This window comes from Mesorhizobium loti (genome assembly GCF_003148495.1).
Classification (GTDB): Bacteria; Pseudomonadota; Alphaproteobacteria; order Rhizobiales; family Rhizobiaceae; genus Mesorhizobium; species Mesorhizobium loti.
In genome coordinates, this window is sequence record NZ_QGGH01000001.1 from 627,449 (window position 1) to 647,657 (window position 20,209).

General features: G+C 63.0%; 13 protein-coding genes. 7 read left to right on the top strand and 6 right to left on the bottom strand.

Translation table 11 applies throughout. The annotated features are described in order from the left end of the window. Positions 1–312 precede the first annotated feature (312 nt). From C8D77_RS03290 to C8D77_RS03300, 3 genes are read left to right on the top strand one after another with little or no spacing between them, the layout of a single operon-like run. Positions 313–798 (top strand): Csu type fimbrial protein, encoded by a 486-nt coding sequence (locus C8D77_RS03290; RefSeq protein ID WP_109659262.1) that lies wholly within the window; start codon positions 313–315, stop codon positions 796–798. A 43-nt stretch (positions 799–841) separates the two neighbouring features. Next, the gene (locus C8D77_RS03295; protein WP_215732036.1) at positions 842–1,573 is read left to right on the top strand and encodes a fimbrial biogenesis chaperone; all 732 of its coding nucleotides are present in this window, start codon (positions 842–844) and stop codon (positions 1,571–1,573) included. Between the two features lie 20 nt (positions 1,574–1,593). Then, positions 1,594–3,957: a fimbria/pilus outer membrane usher protein gene (locus C8D77_RS03300; protein WP_127262986.1), complete on the top strand. Its 2,364-nt coding sequence runs from the start codon at positions 1,594–1,596 to the stop codon at positions 3,955–3,957. Positions 3,958–3,982: 25 nt separating this feature from the next. Here C8D77_RS03300 and C8D77_RS03305 read toward each other — a convergent pair whose 3' ends face one another. Together C8D77_RS03305 and C8D77_RS03310 are read right to left on the bottom strand one after the other, a co-directional pair. Continuing rightward, positions 3,983–4,999 (bottom strand): Csu type fimbrial protein, encoded by a 1,017-nt coding sequence (locus C8D77_RS03305; protein WP_109659266.1) that lies wholly within the window; start codon positions 4,997–4,999, stop codon positions 3,983–3,985. A gap of 12 nt (positions 5,000–5,011) precedes the next feature. Continuing rightward, positions 5,012–6,061, bottom strand: a complete 1,050-nt coding sequence (locus C8D77_RS03310) for a threonine aldolase family protein (RefSeq protein ID WP_109659268.1) — start codon at positions 6,059–6,061, stop codon at positions 5,012–5,014. Positions 6,062–6,565: 504 nt separating this feature from the next. On the opposite strand from C8D77_RS03310, the gene gltB reads away from it, so the two are divergent. Together gltB and C8D77_RS03320 are read left to right on the top strand one after the other, a co-directional pair. Continuing rightward, positions 6,566–11,302 (top strand): glutamate synthase large subunit, encoded by a 4,737-nt coding sequence (gene gltB / locus C8D77_RS03315; RefSeq protein WP_109661229.1) that lies wholly within the window; start codon positions 6,566–6,568, stop codon positions 11,300–11,302. Between the two features lie 142 nt (positions 11,303–11,444). After that, entirely contained in the window at positions 11,445–12,899 is a 1,455-nt protein-coding gene (locus C8D77_RS03320; protein ID WP_109659270.1) for a glutamate synthase subunit beta, read from the top strand. 6 nt (positions 12,900–12,905) lie between these two features. Here C8D77_RS03320 and C8D77_RS03325 read toward each other — a convergent pair whose 3' ends face one another. Together C8D77_RS03325 and C8D77_RS03330 are read right to left on the bottom strand one after the other, a co-directional pair. Beyond that, on the bottom strand, positions 12,906–14,123 hold the full coding sequence (locus C8D77_RS03325) for an SGNH/GDSL hydrolase family protein (protein WP_109659272.1): 1,218 nt from the start codon (positions 14,121–14,123) through the stop codon (positions 12,906–12,908). 131 nt (positions 14,124–14,254) lie between these two features. Then, a complete protein-coding gene (locus C8D77_RS03330) occupies positions 14,255–15,475 on the bottom strand; it encodes a lytic murein transglycosylase (RefSeq protein WP_109661231.1) in 1,221 nt (406 codons plus the stop codon). Positions 15,476–15,682: 207 nt separating this feature from the next. Here C8D77_RS03330 and galU point away from each other — a divergent pair, with 207 nt between their 5' ends. Beyond that, a complete protein-coding gene (gene galU / locus C8D77_RS03335; protein ID WP_109659274.1) occupies positions 15,683–16,585 on the top strand; it encodes a UTP--glucose-1-phosphate uridylyltransferase GalU in 903 nt (300 codons plus the stop codon). Positions 16,586–16,633: 48 nt separating this feature from the next. On the opposite strand, the gene C8D77_RS03340 is transcribed toward galU, so the two are convergent. Next, positions 16,634–18,424, bottom strand: a complete 1,791-nt coding sequence (locus tag C8D77_RS03340; RefSeq protein WP_170136662.1) for an outer membrane beta-barrel protein — start codon at positions 18,422–18,424, stop codon at positions 16,634–16,636. Between the two features lie 248 nt (positions 18,425–18,672). Between C8D77_RS03340 and C8D77_RS03345 the strand changes: the two genes are divergently transcribed. Further along, positions 18,673–19,674 (top strand): KpsF/GutQ family sugar-phosphate isomerase, encoded by a 1,002-nt coding sequence (locus C8D77_RS03345; RefSeq protein ID WP_109661233.1) that lies wholly within the window; start codon positions 18,673–18,675, stop codon positions 19,672–19,674. A gap of 64 nt (positions 19,675–19,738) precedes the next feature. Here C8D77_RS03345 and C8D77_RS03350 read toward each other — a convergent pair whose 3' ends face one another. After that, positions 19,739–20,203 (bottom strand): NfeD family protein, encoded by a 465-nt coding sequence (locus tag C8D77_RS03350; protein WP_109659278.1) that lies wholly within the window; start codon positions 20,201–20,203, stop codon positions 19,739–19,741. Positions 20,204–20,209 lie beyond the last annotated feature (6 nt).

A 20,209-nucleotide genomic window follows, 5' to 3' on the forward strand; every position in this document is an offset into this window, starting at 1 on the left:
CCAACGCAAGGCGGCGCCGAAAGGCGCCGCCTGACTGGTTCCACCCCTCGATTTTGGCTGCGGTCGAAAACGAGGGGTTTTTGATTCCGGTTTGCCATCCGAACCCGCCGTTGCGTGAATGCCGTCGATACGCAAGGTCCGCTCTGCCTCTGCTGCCCATCAGCGGCTCCTCTATCTTTCTTTAGCTTGTTCTAAATAATCAATTACTTATTAACCATGCTCGAACATATTCCAGTTCGGCTCATTCACGGCTTCGCAGCGTCCAACCCGGCTCGCCTTCTCACTGAAACACTGGAAAAGGACCCTCTTCGAATGTGGCGCAAAACAGCAGCGTGCCTGGCCATCTCAGCGCTTTTCAGCGGTGAGGCAAGCGCTACGACGACGACAACAAACATGACCGTGCAGATGACCATCACCGCATCCTGCACGATCAGCAGCGCTTCGACGCTGAACTTCGGTTCATCGGGCGTCATTGCGGCCAATGTCGACCAGACGTCGACGGTCCAGGTTCAGTGCACGAACACCACCCCGTACAACATTGGTCTGGACGCCGGCACTGGTTCGGGCGCGACGGTTGCGGCGCGCAAGATGACCAATGGCGCCTCGACGATTACCTATTCACTCTACAGCGACAGCGGCAGAACGACCGTTTGGGGCAGCACAATCGGAACCAACACGGTTTCGGCGACGGGCACCGGTTCTGCCCAGAGCTTTACCGTATATGGACGCGTGCCGACGCAGTCCACGCCTGCGCCAGCAGCCTATACGGACACGGTAACGGTCACGGTGACCTATTAGGATTAGGCTGTCACTTGGCGGTCGGCATTTGGGGGAGCGGGAAATGAGCTGGACAAAGCTGGCTTGGATTTTGGCGGGAGCACTGCTTTTCAGCGGTGCGCCGGTATGGGCGGAGTCCCTCCAGGTGCAACCCGCCCTCGTCGACGTCGTGGCTCCCGGTGCATCGTCGACCATCACGCTTCGCAACGAAGGACCGACGCCGACCAATGTGCAGATTCGTGTTTTTCGCTGGACGCAAGTGAATGGCAACGAATCCCTGACGCCGACGGAGGATGTCGTTGCCTCGCCTCCCGCCGTCACGCTCGTGCCTGGCGCCGGCTATGTCGTACGCATCGTGCGCGTGACGAAGCGGCCCATAGCGGCCGAGGAAGCCTATCGTCTTCTGGTGGACGAACTTCCTGATGCCAACCGCACAAGGACCGGCACCGTGAGACTGCTGATTCGCCACTCTATTCCGGTCTTTTTCAGCTCTCCACAAAAAACGCCGCCGGCCGTCGACTGGACTGTCTCGAGGCAGGCCGGGCGGCTGATCGTTTCGGCCCGAAACAAGGGCGGTATGCGCCTGCGCATCTCCGCACTTTCGCTGCGTGACGCAGGTGGACACAAGATCTCATTCGGGGGCGGGCTCGTCGGATATGCGCTCGGCCGGTCGGCAATGCATTGGACGGCACCAGCCGGCGGGCGCAAATTTGCCGCCAAGGGATCGGTCTCGATCTCCGGTCAAGGCAATGATGGCACGATCAACGCCGTTGCGCCGGTTGTCGCTGCACCGTGAATGCGGCTTGCCTGCTGGCAATGTCGACACTGGCCGCCGCGCTGACACTATCCAATCAGGCTTCGGGGGCGGTCCAGCAGCTTCAACTCGAAGTCTTCATCAACGGCGCTCCAACCAATCAGATCGCGGCATTCGTATCTACCGACGGGCGGCATCTGGGCGCAAAGCCGGATGAGTTGCGGGACTTGGGACTGGATCCGGGCAAGGGCCGATCCAACGCCGCAACCATCATGCTCGACAATATCAAGGGGTTGGCTTACCGCTACGAGGTGGCGGAGCAGCGCATTTTCCTGACCATCGGCAATGGCTTGCGCGGGACAATGTCATATGACGCGGCGCCGGATCACGAGGCATCGCCGGATATTCAGGCAGGGTTCGGCGGTGTCCTCAACTACAATCTGTTCGCGGCGTCGCGGCAGGAGCCCGGCGCAAGCGGCTTCTCCTTCAGCGGTGTTTCCACAACCCTCGACGCGAGGGCCTTTTCGCCGGTTGGCACGTTCGGCCAGTCGGCGATCCTGCGGCTGGCGGACAATGGACGCACCGATGCATTGAGGCTCGACACCGCCTATACCTATTCGGACCCGGCGACGCTGACGACATATCAGGCTGGCGATGCGATTTCCGGCGGCTTTGCCTGGACCCGGCCGATACGCATTGGCGGGCTTCAGGCGCGCCGCAATTTCGGGCTTCGAGCGGACCTCATCACGCAGCCGCTTGCCTCGGTGAGCGGCAGCGCGGCAGTGCCGTCGACGGTCGACGTCTATGTCAACGACCTGAAGACCTATTCGCACACGGTTGACACGGGTCCGTTCCAGATCACCGACATTCCAGTCACCACGGGTGGCGGCGAGGCACTTGTCGTGCTGCGCGATGCGGCCGGCCATGAGACGCGCACGAGCGTACCGTTCTACGCCTCGCCCAGCCTGCTAAAGCCAGGCCTCTTCGACTTCTCGCTGGAGGCCGGCCTGCCCAGGCACGGCTATGCGACGACGTCGGATGCCTATGCCGCCAATCAGCCTGTCATATCGGCAAGCCTGAGAAAGGGTATCTACGACTGGCTGACGCTGGAAAGCCACGCGGAGGCCGGCAAGGATCTGGTCAATGGCGGGCTCGGCATGGCGGTGCGCACCGGCTCGCTAGGCATCGCCTCGTTCGCGCTGGCTGGCAGCCGCAGCGAAGCGGGCAATGGCCTGCAGTCCTATGCCTCATTCGAGATCAGGGTCCGGACCCTCAGCATCAATGCCAGTTCGCAGATGACCTTCGGTTCTTATGACGATCTCGCCTCGGTGACCGATCGGCTTCAGGACGGCGGAACGGCCGGTCACGCCTTCCTCAATCTGCTGTCATTCGATCCAGGCGCCGCTGATGCTTCGTCCCGATCCAGGCCGCCGAAGATGGTCAACAGCATTTCCGTCGGAACCCCGTTGTCTTTCGACAGCGGCAGCATCAGCGCAAGCTACATCGATCTGACACCGGCCTGCGGCGAAAGCTCCAGGATACTCACCGCCTCCTATTCGCGAACGCTGCCTTTCGGCTATCTCAATGCCACCGCGTTCGCCGAACTTGGCGGGCGACGCAACGCCGGCCTCTTCGCCGGGCTGTCGATCCCGATCGGCGGCGATACAATGGCATCGACGGCCATTTCCGCCGCCAGGGGCAGGTTCGACGTGATCGCCGACGTGAGCAAGCCGCTCGGCGAGGAACCGGGAAGCCTTGGCTGGCGGGCCAGCGTCACCCAAGGCCGATCCGCGGAGGGCTCCGCGGCGGTCTCTTATCGTTCTTCCCACGGGCGTGCCGACGCCGACGTCGCCCGTTCGAACTCCGGCACCACGGCGACAGCCCAGTTCGACGGGGCGATCGCAACGATGGGATCCGGCATCTTCCTGACAGACCGGATCGACGACAGTTTCGCCGTCATCGAAACAGGCTTGCCGAATGTCGGCGTGCTCTACGAAAACCGACCGTCGGGCGTCACCGATGCAAAGGGCCGGCTGCTGCTGCCGCGCCTGCGCTCCTATCAGAGAAACAAGATCGCCATCGACACGACCAACCTGCCCGTCGACGCCGACGTCGCGACAACGCAGGACGTCATCGCGCCAGCCGACCGGGCTGGAGTTCGGGTCGATTTCCGGGTTCGCACGAATGTGGACGCGGCCGTCCTCATCCTGTCGGGGCCTGATGGACAGCCGCTCGAGGCCGGGTCGCATGGCACGATCAATGGTAATCAGGACTTCGTCATCGGCTATGACGGGCGCGCCTATGTGAAGGGACTGGCACGCGAGAACATCGTCGCCGCCGAAACCGCCAAGGGGTCGTGCCAGGCAGCGTTCGGCTACACGCCGAAAGCAAACGGGCAAGTGGTCATTCCGGTCGCCTGCCGCTGACATAGGGGCCGCCGCCTGTGGCCTGTCAGTAGGTGACCGTGACGACGATTGTATCGGTGTAAGTTCCAGGCGCAGGCGTGGTCTGCGCAGGGGCGCGGGCGTATACGGTGTATGCTTGGTCCAGCCCGGTGCCGGTGCCGCTAGCGGTGTTGGTGCCGATCGTGTTTCCCCAGACGGTGGTCCTACCGGTGTCGCTGTAGAGCGAATAGGTCACAGTCCTGATGCCGCTCGTCATCTTCCTGCTGGCGACCGTGGCGCCGGATCCGGTTCCGGCGCCGAGCCCGATGTTGTAGGGGGTCGCGTCCGTGCATTGAACCGTGACCGAACCCGTCGAATCGGCATTCGATGCCAGCACGCCGACCGAGCCAAAATTCACGTTGGTGGCCGAAACGTTGCAGTTCGCGTTGATTGTCGCGGTCCAGGTGGAGCCGCTGGAGGTGGCTTGCCGGCTGCCTGTCGGGCACGCCGCGGCAGTCCTGTAGTCATAGGCGGCGGCGGGCGCGGTGGTCATGGTCCAGGTATATGATCCAGGTCCCGAGGTGGTCTGGTTGGAGAATACCCTGCCGTAAACCGTCAGCGTAGCATTGGCGCTGCCGGAGGAACCGAGGCCGAGATCGTAGGTCGTCCCGATGGGATAGAGGCCGTAGGCTGTCGTCGCCAGGCCCCACGATCCCCATATCGTCGTTCGCGTCGCATTGCTGTAGAGTTCATGCACCAGCCGCTCCGAGCCGGACGCCAGCCGGCGATTGCCGGCGGCGTTCGTCTGACCGGGTGACAGTTCGACGCACAGGCGCACCGTCTGGTTGGCCGTCCCGGTGCAATTGATCGAGAAGGTTGTCGTCGTATCGTCAGCCGCACCGCTCAGGATGTCCACCACGCCATACGATCCGTTGGCGGCCGTCATCGAACAGGTCTGGGACCAAGCGCCTTGCAGGCTGGAAGCGAGCAGTATCGTGACCAGCACCGCCCGCAACTGAGCCGTCCAGTGAAGCGAACGGCAAAACCGCCGATGTGTCCTCAAACCTGATCCGCTGTGTTCCATTGTCCCGGTCTATCAGGCAATCAGCTGGCCAAAGCGGTCGACATCTTCGGCCGTCGTCGCAAAGCTGGTGACGAAGCGATAGAGCAACTCGTCCTCGCCGATATGACCGTCAAAGCCATGCGGCTTGTGCCAGTCGTAGAAGGCGGCACCGGCTGCCTGCAGCTTTTCGGCTTCGGCCTTCTTGATCACCGCGAACACCTCGTTTGCCTGCGGCAGCCAGGCCAGCTTTGCCGTGGCCGAATCCTCGATCGCCGCGGCAAGGCGCGCGGCCATGGCGTTGGCGTGGCGGGCGGTATCCAGCCACAATCCGTCCTTGAAATAGGCCTCGAACTGCGCCGCGACGAAACGCGATTTCGAAAACAGCTGGGCGGCGCGCTTGCGCAGAAAGGCCAGCTCCTTGGCGCGGTCGAGATCGAACAGCACGATCGCTTCGGCGCACCAGCAGCCGTTCTTGGTGCCGCCGAAGGAGAGGATGTCGACGCCGCGTTTCCAGGTCATTTCGGCCGGTGTGGTCTCAAGCGCGACCAGCGCGTTGGCAAAGCGGGCGCCGTCCATGTGCAGGGGCACCGAATACTTCTTGGCGATCGCCGAAATCGTCTCGATCTCATTCAGCCCGTAGATGGTGCCGACCTCGGTCGACTGGGTTATCGAAACAGCCATCGGCCGTCCCCAATGGACGATTTCGGGCGCGAAACGGCCAATGGTCCTTTTCAGATTGTGCGGGTCGATCTTGCCCAGCGGGCCATCGATGTCATGCAGGCGCGAGCCGCCGGAAAAGTACACCGGCGCGCCGCATTCATCCTCGATGACATGCGATTCGCGGTGGGCGAAGGAAATGCCGCCCGGCTTGTTGTAAGTGGTCAGCGCCAGCGAGTTGGCGGCCGTGCCGGTGGCGACGAAGAACACCGCGACCTCGCGTTCGAAAATCTCGCTGAAGCGCTGATAGACGGCCTGGTCGAGCGCACCGTCGCCATAGGCAGTGGAAAAGCCGCCGGCCGCGGCCGACAGGCCGGCAACGATATCGGGATGGGCGCCTGCCCAGTTGTCGGAAGCGAAGAACATGCATTCTGCCTATGTCTTGGGAAATCGGGGTTCTGGGGAAATCAGCCGGAAGTTGACCGGTTTCACGTGCTGATCGCAAGGGCAGGCGCAGGAAAATCGGTAAAGCCAGCCAGCCGGCAAGGAAGAGGCCTGCGACTGAAGCTTACGTTCTTCCTCAACTTCACGACATTTTCTGTCGCGAAAGGCCCAAGTTTTTTGTGAATCGGTCTTGTGTGCGTCCGGGATTTCTGTCATAAAAATTTAGGACAGTAGTGCTGTCTTATTTTGTCGCACAAAACAAGCCGGATTGGCGTATCATTTGGGCCTCTCCGGCTGTTGCCGCGAGCGACAGGTGGACGGCCAGACTGTTGCCAGTAGGAATACCTCTGGCCTGTACGAATACGAACCATGCGGAAAGTCGCCTGGTTCGGCAAGGATTTCGCAAGACGTGCCGCAAGGATCAGGGTGAGCCAAGTGCTTGCCGAGGCAAACCAGCGCCCGAAGGGCTGGAATGGAGGACAGGAGATGACGGACATGACGCACTCTGCGACGAACGGCCAGGCCGCGCAGACGAAAGCGGCAACCGTCAAAAACACCTTGCGATCCAATATCGGCCGAACCGCCAACGGCTTTTCCGCCCAGGGCCTTTACGATCCGCGCAACGAGCATGACGCCTGCGGCGTCGGCTTCATCGTCAACATGAAGGGCGTGAAGTCGCATCAGATCGTCAAGGACGGGCTGGCCGTGCTCGAAAACCTGACGCATCGCGGCGCCGTCGGCGCCGATCCGCTGGTCGGCGATGGCGCCGGCGTGCTGGTGCAGCTTCCCGACCGTTTCTTCCGCGAAGAGATGGCAGCCCAGGGCATCGACCTGCCGCCGGTGGGTCAGTACGGCGTCGGACACTGGTTCATGCCGCAGGACGCGGCGCTCCGCGCCCATATCGAGGACATCATTGCCGAATCGGCGCAATCCGAGGGGCTTCCGCTCATCGGTTTCCGTGACGTGCCCGTCGACAATTCGTCGCTGTCGAAGGCGCCTGACATCGTGGCATCCGAGCCGTCCCATCGGCAGATATTCATCGGCCGCACGCCAGACATTACCGATGACGAGGAGTATGAGGCCAGGCTCTATCTGCTGCGCAAGGTCATATCGGGTCGCATCTATGCCGAGAACGACAACAAGGACATCGGCGCCTATTGCGTGTCGCTGTCGGCGCGCACCATCGTCTACAAGGGCATGTTCCTGGCCTATCAGGTCGGTGCCTACTACAAGGACCTGATCGATCCGCGCTTCGAAACCGCGCTGATTCTCGTCCACCAGCGCTTCTCGACCAACACGTTTCCGTCGTGGAAGCTGGCGCATCCCTACCGCATGGTCGCCCACAATGGCGAGATCAACACCGTGCGCGGCAACAACAACTGGATGGCGGCGCGGCAGGCTTCGGTCGATTCCGAATTGTTCGGCAACAACATCTCGAAGCTTTGGCCAATTTCCTACGACGGTCAGTCCGACACCGCCTGCTTCGACAATGCGCTCGAGTTCCTGTTCCAGGGCGGGTACAGCCTCAGCCACGCCATGATGATGCTGATCCCGGAAGCCTGGGCCGGCAACAAGCTCATGGATGCCGATCGCAAGGCCTTCTACGAATACCATGCAGCACTTATGGAGCCGTGGGATGGACCGGCGGCGGTGGTCTTCACTGATGGCCGCCAGATCGGCGCCACGCTCGACCGCAACGGACTGCGCCCGGCGCGCTATATCGTCACCGACGACGACCGCGTCATCATGGCCTCGGAGGCCGGCGTGCTGCCGGTGCCGGAGGAGAAGATCGTCAAGAAGTGGCGGCTGCAGCCCGGCCGGATGCTTCTGATCGACCTGGAGAAGGGGCGCATCGTCTCCGACGAGGAGCTCAAGTCGGAGATCGCGACCAAGCATCCCTACAAGACCTGGCTCGCCAACACGCAGCTCATCCTAGAAGATCTGAAGCCGGTCGAACCACGCGCGCTGCGCAAGGATGTCAGCCTGCTCGATCGCCAGCAGGCGTTCGGCTACAGCCAGGAAGACACCAAGCTCTTGATGTCGCCGATGGCGACGACGGGCCAGGAAGCGGTGGGCTCGATGGGCACCGACACGCCGATCTCGGCGATGTCGGACAAGTCGAAGCTGCTCTACACATATTTCAAGCAGAACTTCGCCCAGGTCACCAACCCGCCGATCGATCCGATCCGCGAGGAGCTGGTGATGAGCCTGGTGTCCTTCATCGGGCCGCGGCCAAACATCTTCGACCTGGTCGGCAATTCGCGCCGCAAGCGGCTTGAGGTGCGCCAGCCTATCCTGACCAATGGCGATCTCGAAAAGATCCGTTCCATCGGCCACACCGAGGACCGCTTCGACACCAAGACGATCGACATCACCTATGGCTCCGCCGAAGGGGCCGCAGGCATGCAGGGCGCCATCGACCGCCTGTGCGAGCGGGCGGAGGCGGCGGTCGCCGGCGGTTACAACATCATCATCCTGTCCGACCGCCAGGTTGGGCCGGACCGCATTGCCATCCCGGCGCTGCTCGCGACGGCGGCAGTGCATCATCACCTGATCCGCAAGGGGCTGCGCACCTCGGTCGGCCTCGTCGTCGAATCCGGCGAGCCGCGCGAAGTGCATCATTTCTGCTGTCTTGCCGGCTATGGCGCCGAGGCGATCAACCCTTACCTCGCCTTCGACACGCTGCTCGACATGCACAAGCGCGGCGAACTGCCGAAAGAGGTGGACGCTTACGAAGTCGTCTCGCGCTACATCAAGTCGATCGGCAAGGGCATTCTCAAGGTGATGTCCAAGATGGGCATCTCGACCTACCAGTCCTATTGCGGCGCGCAGATTTTCGATGCGATCGGGCTGAAGACCGATTTCGTGCAGCAATATTTCACCGGCACCGCGACGCTCATCGAAGGCGTCGGGCTGGACGAGATCGCGACGGAGACGCTCAGCCGCCACAATGACGGTTTCGGCAACGACCCCGTGCTGCGCAACAGCCTGGAGGTCGGCGGCGAATACATGTTCCGCATGCGCGGCGAGGCGCATATCTGGTCGCCCGATGCGGTCGCCACCTTGCAGCATGCCGTGCGCCAGGGATCGTGGGAAACGTTCAAGGACTATTCCGCCCAGATCGACAGCGAGACGGCGCGCGCCCAGACCATTCGTGGCCTGTTCAGGCTCAAGCTGGCTGAGGAAACCGGCCGCGAGAAGGTCGCGCTCGACGACGTCATGTCGGCGGCCGACATAGTCAAGCGGTTCTCGACCGGGGCGATGTCGTTCGGCTCGATCTCACGCGAAGCGCACACCACACTGGCGCGCGCGATGAACCAGATTGGCGGCAAGTCGAACACCGGCGAGGGCGGCGAAGAGGCCGACCGCTATCTGCCTCTGCCCGGCGGCGGCAAGAACCCGGAACGCTCGGCGATCAAGCAGATCGCCTCTGGGCGCTTCGGCGTCACGGCCGAATACCTGGTCAATTCCGACATGATGCAGATCAAGGTGGCGCAGGGTGCCAAGCCCGGCGAGGGCGGCCAGCTGCCCGGCCACAAGGTCGACGCGACCATCGCCAAGGTCCGGCATTCGACGCCGGGCGTCGGCCTGATCTCGCCGCCGCCGCACCACGACATCTATTCGATCGAGGATCTGGCGCAGCTGATCTACGATCTGAAGAACGTCAATCCGGCGGCCGACGTGTCGGTCAAGCTGGTGTCGGAAGTCGGTGTCGGCACGGTTGCGGCGGGCGTCGCCAAGGCACGCGCCGACCACATCACCATCTCGGGCTATGATGGCGGCACCGGTGCTTCGCCGCTGACCTCGCTCAAGCATGCCGGCAGCCCGTGGGAAATGGGCCTTGCGGAGACGCACCAGACGCTGGTGCTGAACGGCTTGCGGTCGCGCGTTGCGCTGCAGGTCGATGGCGGCTTGCGCACCGGCCGCGACGTCATCATAGGTGCGCTGCTCGGCGCCGACGAGTTCGGCTTCTCGACCGCGCCGCTGATCGCGGCCGGCTGCATCATGATGCGCAAGTGCCATCTCAACACCTGCCCGGTCGGCGTTGCGACGCAGGATCCGGTGCTGCGCAAGCGCTTCAAGGGTACGCCCGAGCATGTCATCAACTTCTTCTTCTACGTGGCGGAAGAGGTTCGCGGTCTGCTTGCCGAGATGGGTTACACCCATATCGACCAGATCATCGGCGACACTGATCTCTTGGAAAAGCGCGACCTGATCGTGCACTGGAAGGCGCGCGGGCTCGATTTCTCCAAGATGTTCTTCAAGCCGGATGCGCCGCATGAAGCGGTGCACTGGACCGAGCGGCAGAAGCACCCGATCGACGACGTGCTCGACCGCAAGCTGATCGAACTGGCAAAGCCGGCGCTCGAAAGCAAGCAACCGGTCAAGATCGAGGTCGACATCCGCAATGTCGACCGCTCCACCGGCGCCATGCTGTCGGGCGAAGTGGCCAAGCGCTTCAAGCACAAGGGCCTGCGCGAGGATACGATCTCGGTGAAGTTGACCGGCACCGCCGGCCAGTCCTTTGGTGCGTTCCTGGCGCGCGGCATCTCGTTCGAGCTTGTCGGCGCTGGCAACGACTATGTAGGCAAGGGCCTGTCGGGCGGGCGCATCGTCATCCGGCCGCCGGAAGAGGCCAAGATCGTCGCGGCGGAGTCCATCATCGTCGGCAATACGGTGCTCTATGGCGCGACCGAGGGTGAGGCCTACTTCGCCGGCGTCGCCGGCGAACGTTTCGCCGTGCGCAACTCGGGCGTGGCCGCCGTCGTCGAAGGCGTTGGCGATCATGGCTGCGAGTACATGACCGGCGGCATCGTCGTCGTCATCGGCAAGACCGGCCGCAACTTCGCCGCCGGCATGTCGGGCGGCGTGGCCTATGTACTCGACGAGGCGGGCGATTTCGCCGAGCGCTGCAACATGGCGATGGTCGAGCTGGAACCGGTTCCGGAAGAAGACGATTTGATGGAGAGATTGTTGCACCATGGCGGCGACCTCGACCACAAGGGCCGCGTCGACGTCTCCGGCGACATGACCAGCCATGACGAGGAGCGGCTCTACCAGCTGATCTCGAACCATGTGCATTACACCGGATCGGTACGTGGTCGCGAGATTCTCGACGACTGGACGACGTTCCGGCCGAAGTTCCGCAAGATCATGCCGGTCGAATACCGCCGCGCTTTGATCGAGATGGAACGCATGCGCATGGGCGTCGCGGCGGAATAGGCTTTTGCAATTGCCGGGGTGCCCAGGCTTCCCGGCCTATCTTCATCGACAGTTTGACCTCGGGCGCAAGGTTGCCATGGCTGCCTCAAGAGGTTAACGGGTGCGGCGAAAACCGCACCATCTGGACAGCAGGAACTGGACTATGGGCAAGGTAACAGGCTTTCTCGAAATCGACCGGCAGGTGCATAAGTACCAGCCGGCCTCCGATCGCATCCGGCATTTCCGTGAATTCACGCTGCCGATGTCGGACAAGGAGGTTGAGAAACAGGCCGCGCGCTGCATGGATTGCGGCATTCCGTTCTGCCACGGGCCGACGGGATGCCCGATCCACAACCAGATTCCGGACTGGAACGACCTCGTCTACAATGGCGACTGGGACAACGCGATCCGGAACTTGCATTCGACCAACAATTTCCCGGAGTTCACCGGCCGCATCTGCCCCGCACCCTGCGAGGAAGCCTGCACGCTGAACCTCGAGGACATTCCCGTCGCCATCAAGACGGTCGAGCAGGCGATTGCCGACAAGGCCTATGAAACCGGCCACATCAGGCCCTATCCGCCGGAGAAGAAGACCGGCAAGCGGGTCGCCATCATCGGCTCCGGCCCTGCCGGCATGGCGGCTGCCCAGCAGCTTGGCCGCGCTGGCCACGACGTCCATGTCTACGAGCGCGAGAGCCGGCCTGGCGGGCTGATGCGTTACGGCATTCCCGACTTCAAGATCGAGAAGCACTATATCGACCGGCGCATCGAGCAGATGCAGGGCGAGGGCGTGACCTTCCATTGCGGCGTCAATGTCGGCGTCGACAAGCCGGTTGCCGAGCTGCTCGCCGAACATGATGCCGTGCTTTATTGTGGCGGTTCGGAAACACCGCGCGCGGCCGGTATCCCCGGCGATGATCTCGGCGGCGTGCATGACGCGATGCCCTATCTGGTGCAGCAGAACCGCCGGGTCGGCGGCGAACCTATCCAGTCGGTGGCGTGGCCGTCGCATCCAATTATCGCCGGCGGCCAGCATGTCGTCGTCGTCGGTGGCGGCGATACCGCGTCCGATTGTGTCGGCACCGCCTTCCGCCAAGGTGCGGTGCGCGTCACCCAGCTCGACATCCGCCCACAGCCGCCGGAGAAGGAAGACAAGCTTTCGGTCTGGCCCTACTGGGCGACCAAGATGCGCACTTCGTCCTCGCAGGCCGAAGGCGCGGAGCGCGAATTCCAGGTGGCGACACTCGAATTCATCGGCGAGGAAGGCCAGTTGACCGGCGTCAAATGCTGCGAGGTCGACGACAAGCGCAAGCCGATCGCCGGCACCGAATTCGTCATCCGCGCCGATCTCGCCTTCATCGCCATCGGCTTTGCCGGGCCGGCTGCGGCCGGAGTGGCTGGGGAATTGGAGGGTGAGATGAAGATCGCCACCGACAGCCGCCGCTCCAGGAATGTCGAGGCCAATGACCGCGACTACAGGACCAGCGTCGACAGGCTCTATGCGGCCGGCGACGTGCGTCGTGGCCAGTCGCTGGTCGTCTGGGCAATCCGCGAGGGCCGCCAGGCGGCACGCTCGATCGACGAGGCGTTGATGGGGGCGAGCGTTCTCCCGCGCTGAGCGTTTTTAGCGATTGATTGCCGTCGTGGTGTCGGTCGCGGCTGCAGCCTTGGGTGGCCAGGAGAAATCGTCGGCGCGGCCGGGCGAAGCCACGGGTGCCTTGCCCTCCACCACCAGCCTTTCGCCGGGCAGGTCCGGATCGGCCTTCGCCAGTGGTGCCGCGCCAAGCAACTCGGAGCCGCCGTCGAGCGCCGGATCGCTGAGCAGCATTGGCGCGGTGCGGTCGATGACGATGGGGGCTGCGGCCGGCGCCGGCGTCTCCACGGGAGCGCCCGCTGGCGCGGAAGCCGTAACCACGCTTCCCGGCGCGGACAGGCCGAGGATCTTCAACAGTGGTTTTTCGGTATAGAAGGCGAGCTTGCGCTTGCCTGCCTTCGAGACATTGATGCCGTCATCGGCGCGCAGCCGCACCGGTTGGCCGTTCATGTCGGGGCCGCTGGTGATGAAGGCGCCGTTCTCGTCGACGAACCCGTCCCAGACGTCGACGAATTCGCCGCCATGGCTTTCGGCCGCCTTATGGTAGATGTCGTTGAAGGCCAGCATGTCGGAGGTCATCTTCGGCACCCGGAACGCTGGCATGCCGACCCACAGGAAAGGCACTTTCGCAGTGGCGATGACCTTGCCGAGTGCATCGGTGCGACGCTCATATTCCTTGGTCCAATTCTCGGACCAAGGCTGCTCGCGCACATCCCCCACCTTCATCTGCTGACGGTCGTTGGAACCCAGCATGACGACCACGGCGGTCGGGTTTTCGGTCTCGATCAGCGATTTGATCTGTTCGGGCCAGTTGTAGAAATCATCACGCACGAAGCCGGACGAACCATTGGAGCGAGCAACGATCCTGACGCCGGGATTCTCGGCAAAGGCGGTGTCCAGGCCTTCGGCGAGGCCTGCCGCCATGAAGTCGCCGACCACCAGGACGACGCGGGCGTCCGGCGCCTTGTCTACCACCGGGGTTTCCGGCTCGGCTGGCGGGCGAGGGGCGCGGGGTTTCTTGGCCTTGGGTCTCGGTTTCGCCTGCTGGATGTCAAGCGGTGGCTCGATCCGCTCGCTGCGGCGCGGAAACAGAAGGTCGCGCAACGACCAGCCACGATTTTGCTGCTGCTCCTGCGCCATGGCCGGCGCGTGGAAGGCGCCAGCCACACAGACGGCGAGCACGACGATGGCCAGGACAAGCACCGGCACGCGACGAACAAGCCTTGCGATGCGCGCAGCCGAAGCCAACCGTTTCCTCCATCCCTTGGCGCGCTCCCGCGAAAAATCGCAGCGATTTTTTCGCGAAGAACCTTGCGCCAAACCTGATTACTACAGTGTCCTTTGCGCGCCCGGAAGGCTGCGTGACACCGCAGGTGGCTCTATTTCTGCCGGAGCCACTTCAGCACTTCCATGCTCGGATAGCCATCCTGGGTCAAGCCGGCCTTGGCCTGGAAGGCCATGATGGCAGTCTTCGAGCCGTCGCCGATCTTGCCGTCGAACTTGCCGTCATAAAGGCCATGCTGGGAAAGCCGCTTCTGCAGTTCCTGCCTTTCCTCGAAAGTGAGCTTGGTGAAAGGCCGCTTCCAGTCCTGCACGAGACCGCTGGAGCCTGCGATTTCGTCGGCAAGAAGACCGACGGCAAGCGCATATTTGTCGGCGTTGTTGTAGGCTTTGATGACCGTGAAGTTCTTGATCATCAGGAAGGCCGGCCCGCCGCGGCCGTCCGGCACCTTCAACGTCGCCTTGTCGGAGCCGTTCTTGAACGGCTTGCCGTTGGCCCTGACGACGCCGAGCGCCTGCCATTGCGACAGCGTCTTGGAACCGCCGGGAAGTTTGCCGGCAGGCAAGGCGACCTCATAGCCCCAGGTCTTGCCGGCCTGCCAGCCATTCTTCTTCAACAGGTTGGCGGAGGTCGCCAACGCATCGGGGATCGAATTCCAGATGTCGCGCTTGCCGTTGCCGTCCATGTCGACGGCATAATGCAGATAGCTGGTCGGGATGAACTGGGTGTGGCCCATGGCGCCGGCCCAGGATCCGCTCAGATGGCTTTCGTCGATATCGCCGGTCTGCAGGATCTTCAGCGCGGCGATCAGCTGGGTGCGGGCGAATTTCGCGCGCTTCGGATCGGCATAGGCCAAGGTCGCCAGCGAGCGCACGACATTGCGCATGATGTCGTCGCGCTTGAGGATCTCGCCATAGTTCGATTCCATCGACCAGATGGCCAGCAGGATGTAGCGGTCGACGCCGAACCTGGCCTCGATCCGGTCCAGCCACGGCTTCCATTTCCTGGCCATCTGCTGGCCGACGGAGACCGACTGGTCATGGACGCGGTTGTCGAAATAGTCCCAGGCAGGGGCCGTGAATTCAGGCTGCGTGCGCGCCTTTTCCAGCACCACCGGGTCAATATCCCTGATGTCCTTGAAGGCCTGGTCGTAGAGGGCGCCGGAAACACCGCTCTGCACGGCGGTGGCGCGGAAGCCGGCGACCCATTGCCGGAAACCGGCATCGGCGAAAGCGGGGCCAGGCATCAGCAGAGCGAGCGAGAGGCTGGCTGCCGCTACAATGCTGGTAAAACGTTTTGCGGCATTGCGAACGGACATCTTTTCCTCCTTCTCTGTCTCAGGAAAGACCATTCATCGCCGAACCAGGTTAGGAATTAGTTTACCATAGGTGCCACCGGGAACGAAAAGACGCCTCGAAGCTTTACCGGTGAACGTTCCCCTCAGTCGCCCAATAGTCCTCAATTCCGGCGTGAAAATGTCTTGACGGGGATTGCGGAGCTGGCCATCAAACGGATAATTGACAGCATGAAGAGAGTTCGCAAGGCAGTCTTCCCGGTCGCCGGTCTCGGCACACGGTTTCTCCCGGCCACCAAGGCCGTCCCCAAGGAAATGCTGACCGTCGTCGACCGGCCAGTGATCCAGTATGTCGTGGATGAAGCGCGCGAGGCCGGCATCGAGCATTTCATCTTCGTCACCGGCCGCAACAAGGCCGTCATCGAGGATCATTTCGACATCCAGTTCGAGCTCTACGACACGCTGGCCCAGCGCGGCAAGGACGACCAGCTCGCTCGCCTGCAACGGCTGCAGCCGGCGCCGGGGCAGACCAGCTTCACACGCCAGCAGGTGCCGATGGGGCTCGGCCATGCCGTCTGGTGCGCCCGCGAGCTCGTCGGCGACGAGCCCTTCGCGCTTTTGCTGCCCGACATGATCATGCAGTCGGAGAAGAGCTGCATGAAGGCAATGGTCGAGCTCTACGAAGAGACCGGCAACAACATCATCGCCGTGCAGGAATGCGATCCCGCCGAAGCCCACAAATATGGCATCGTCGGCCGCGGCGAGGACACGCATCACGGCTTCCGCATCACCGAGATGGTGGAAAAGCCGAAGACCGGCACCGCGCCATCCAATCTCTACATCAACGGCCGCTACATCCTGCAGCCCGAGATATTCAAGATCCTCGAAGGCCAGGAGAAGGGCGCCGGCAACGAGATCCAGCTCACCGACGCCATGCTGAAGCTGGAGAAGCAGCAGCCCTTCTATGGCTACCATTATCAGGGCCGCACCTTCGATTGCGGATCGCCGGAAGGCTTTGTCGAGGCCAATGTCGCCTTCGCGCTGTGGCGCAGTGACATGAACGAGAACATGGCCAGCGTGATCCGCACGCTTCTCGATGAGATAAAACCATCGGCGCGGCGCGGCGCGGCCTAAGGCAGGCACGCTGGAGACACGGCCTGACATGTCTGCTTGGCTAGATTCCTACCTCTGGACTTTCACGCCCAGGAAGATGCTGTTGGCGGTGTAGTCGCGACCCGGCAAATTGCTGGTCAGCTTTTCGGTCCTCACCCTTGTGGTCAGGCCGGCATAGCGGTTCAGCCACCATGTCAGTCCGGCCTCGGCGCTCAAGGTCATGTCGTGGCCGTCGATGCCAATATAGTCACGCCAGTCGAGGCCCAACGCAGCATTGCCGGTGAGGTTGGCACGAATCAGGCGTTCGCCCGTCAGGCGGCCGGAATAGAGGATGTCGCCGCTTTCGTTAGCGGTGGTCGTGGGCTCGACTGTGGTCTTGCCGGTCAGGCCGATCGTCGTGCCGCGCTCCGGCGACCATTTGAGGTCGGCATTGACGGTCGCACCCGAAATCGCCTCCAGGTTTTTGTCGTCGATCGCTTCCCTGAGCCAGCCAGCCGAGAATTCACCCGACAGCTTCTCACCCATGTCGAGCGCAAGACCGGCGCGGGCGCCGAGCCGCGTCGACGAGCGCTCGAAGCCTTCGTTGTCGATGCGTTGGTCATAGGCCCGGCGGCCGACCTCGATTTCGGTGAAGGGGGTTATGGCGGGGGAGATCTCGTAGCCGGTCCGCAAGGTCGCGGTGTAGAGCGTGGAGTCTTGATCCTTCTGCGACAGCGAGGTGCCGTTTGAAAGCTTGGCGTCGCCATAGAAGTCGTGCGAGACCGCGCCGGTCAACGTGTACTGCATCTTGCCGACGTGTTTTTCGACGGCCAGGCTGCCGTCGACGGTCTGCCGCAGCGGCTGCTTGCTGACACCTGCGATGGCGTCCGGCGCCGACGCCGATTCCGGCACCGCCTCGTAGCCGAGCTTGGCGATGGCGCGCAATTCATTATCGAGGTCGACATTGAGCTGGCCTTCGATGCGCCCTTGCTCGTTGTGAACCGGGTAACCGGAGACGGTCTCGCGAAACAGGCCATAGCCGTCGATCGTGGCGGAGTTCTCGCGCCAGTCGGAGGCGGCGGAAAAACGCAGCGCCGTCTCGGACAACAGTGCCGACTTGCCGGCACTGCTCGAATCGCCGTTCGACGTGGCGGTCAGGCCCTGTTCGATCGTCGGCCGGATGACGAAGGAGCCCCATTTGACGCCGGTGGCGGCGAACGGATCATCCTCCGGCTTCTTTTTCTGGCCTTCGATGGCGTCCGTGCGCTCTGCGCCTGGGTCGAGCTTCTGCTTGTCGGCGCTGTCGATGGTGAGGGCGCGGCGGTTGGCCGTCTCCTGATCGGTATCTGCACCATCGGTGGCGTCCGTCGTGGAGGCGGTCGTTGAAGCAGTGGTGTCGGTGTCTGCCGCCGTCGGCTTCTTCTTCTTTTTCGACTTGTCCGCAGCCTTGTCCTTGGCCTGGTCAGCCGCGTTCTGCCCGGCGGTCGATGAGCGGCGGCGAGGCTTGGGCGGTGCCGGAGTGTCGGCGGAGGTGTCGTCGGTGGCTGCCGGCGGGTCGAAAACGCTGCCGGCGGCAGTTGCGTCGCCGGTGTCCGTGTCGTCAGGCACGGCGCCGGCGCTGGCCGGCAGATAGGTACGGGCCGGCGCATTGTCTTGCGCCGCATTGGTCGGCGCCTGACCTTGCGCTGCCAAAGCGAGTTGTCTCGCCTTGCGCTGCTGGTCGGACAGGATCGCCGATTCCGAAACCTCGCCGCGCAGTTCCGTTTCCTGCGCATGGAGCGCCGTTGGGCGCAGCAGGGCAAACATGCTGGTCGCCAGCAACAAGGCGCAGACCGCCTTGCCCTTTCGTCCACTCGATTTTTCTGGCTGGACCCCGGACATCGCCACCACTGCTTGCGCGGCGCACGCGCGCCATACTTACCGAACCGTAAATGGGGATGGTTAACGGAGGGTTGAGGCGGGGCCCGTCAGCCGCTTGAAGCGCTGATTTCCAAAGGGATTCATGCCGCGCGCGTTAAGCTTTTGTTTTCACGCCTGTCGTTGTCGCAAACCACCGCACACGTTCGGACGACATGCCTGAGGCCATTTCTGTTGGACAGCGCGCCGGCAAAGCGCTAATCGCATCAGCCATGCATGCGGGATCCCTGGATAAGAAGCCTTTGGACAGGCAAGCCTCTATCGCTTCGGCGCTGAGGACGGTGGCAACCGAACAGGCGGGGGTTGCGGCCCTTGCCGAGGCCCTCGAGAATGGATTGGCCGGGCCTTTTGCCCAGGCCGTCGACATGATCTCGAGGATTGAAGGGCGGCTCATCGTCACCGGCGTCGGTAAAAGCGGCCATATCGGTTCGAAGATCGCGGCGACGCTGGCCTCGACCGGCACGCCGGCTTTCTTTGTCCATCCCGCCGAAGCCAATCACGGCGATCTCGGCATGATCGCCAGGGACGACGCCATCATCGCCATGTCGTGGTCGGGCGAGAGCAAGGAACTGATGGGCATCGTTGCCTATTCCAGGCGCTTCTCCATTCCGCTGATCGCCATAACCGCCGGAGAGACATCGGCACTGGCGCGGGCCGCCGACGTCGTGCTGCTGCTGCCGCGCGCGCCGGAGGCCTGTCCGCACGGCCTGGCGCCGACGACATCGACGCTGCTGCAACTGGTGATGGGTGACGCGCTGGCGATTGCGCTGCTCGAAGCGCGCGGTTTCACGCCGGACCATTTCCGCACCTTTCACCCGGGCGGCCAGCTCGGCGCCAACCTGACGCAGATCCGCGAGATCATGCATGTCGGTGACAGGCTGCCGCTGGTGGTCACGGGCACCGGCATGCAGGACGCGATCCTGGAACTGTCGCGCAAGGGATTTGGCTGCGTGGCGATCACCGACGCCGACGGTGCGCTAGTCGGCATCATCACCGATGGTGACATCCGCCGTCACATCGGCAGCAATCTGCTAGCGATGACGGTGGATCAGGTGATGACAAGAGGACCGAAGACGGCGACACCGGACACGCTGGTGGCAACGGCCCTGCAGACGATCAACAATTCAGCCATCACCAGTCTGATGGTGGTGGAGGGCCGGAAACCAGTCGGCCTCATCCATCTGCATGATCTCTTGCGTATCGGCGCCGCCTAAGGTGGGCTGATATTAGGCTGATGCCGGCCTGACCTGAATCTCACACATCCTCAACGGCGTACGCTCAGACCGCCTCAACGGTCAGTTCCAGATCCGTGTCGGCCGCACCCGTCACGCGCACCTGCGTGCCGGCCGGCAGGTCCGGGCCGGAGACACGCCACAGCGTGTCGCCCAGCTTGATGCGGCCACGGCCGTCCCGGATCGGTTCGGCAAGTGTCGCCATGCGGCCGACCATCTGCGCGCCGCGCCGGTTGAGCAGCGGCTGGTCGGTTGGGTCGTTGCGACTGCCGACCAGTTTCTTGCCGACATAGGCCGAGACCAGCGATAGCGCCAGGAAGGCGAGGACCTGAACCTGCCAGGTCCAGAAGCCGGCGTCCCAGATCAGCAGCGACACCGCGCCGATGATCAGGGCGGCGATGCCGATCCACAGCATGAAGATACCCGGCGCGATGATTTCCATCACCAGCAGGACGAAGCCGAGAACCATCCAGTTCCACGGTCCGAGTTCGGAAATGATGCGGTCGATCATGGCTTA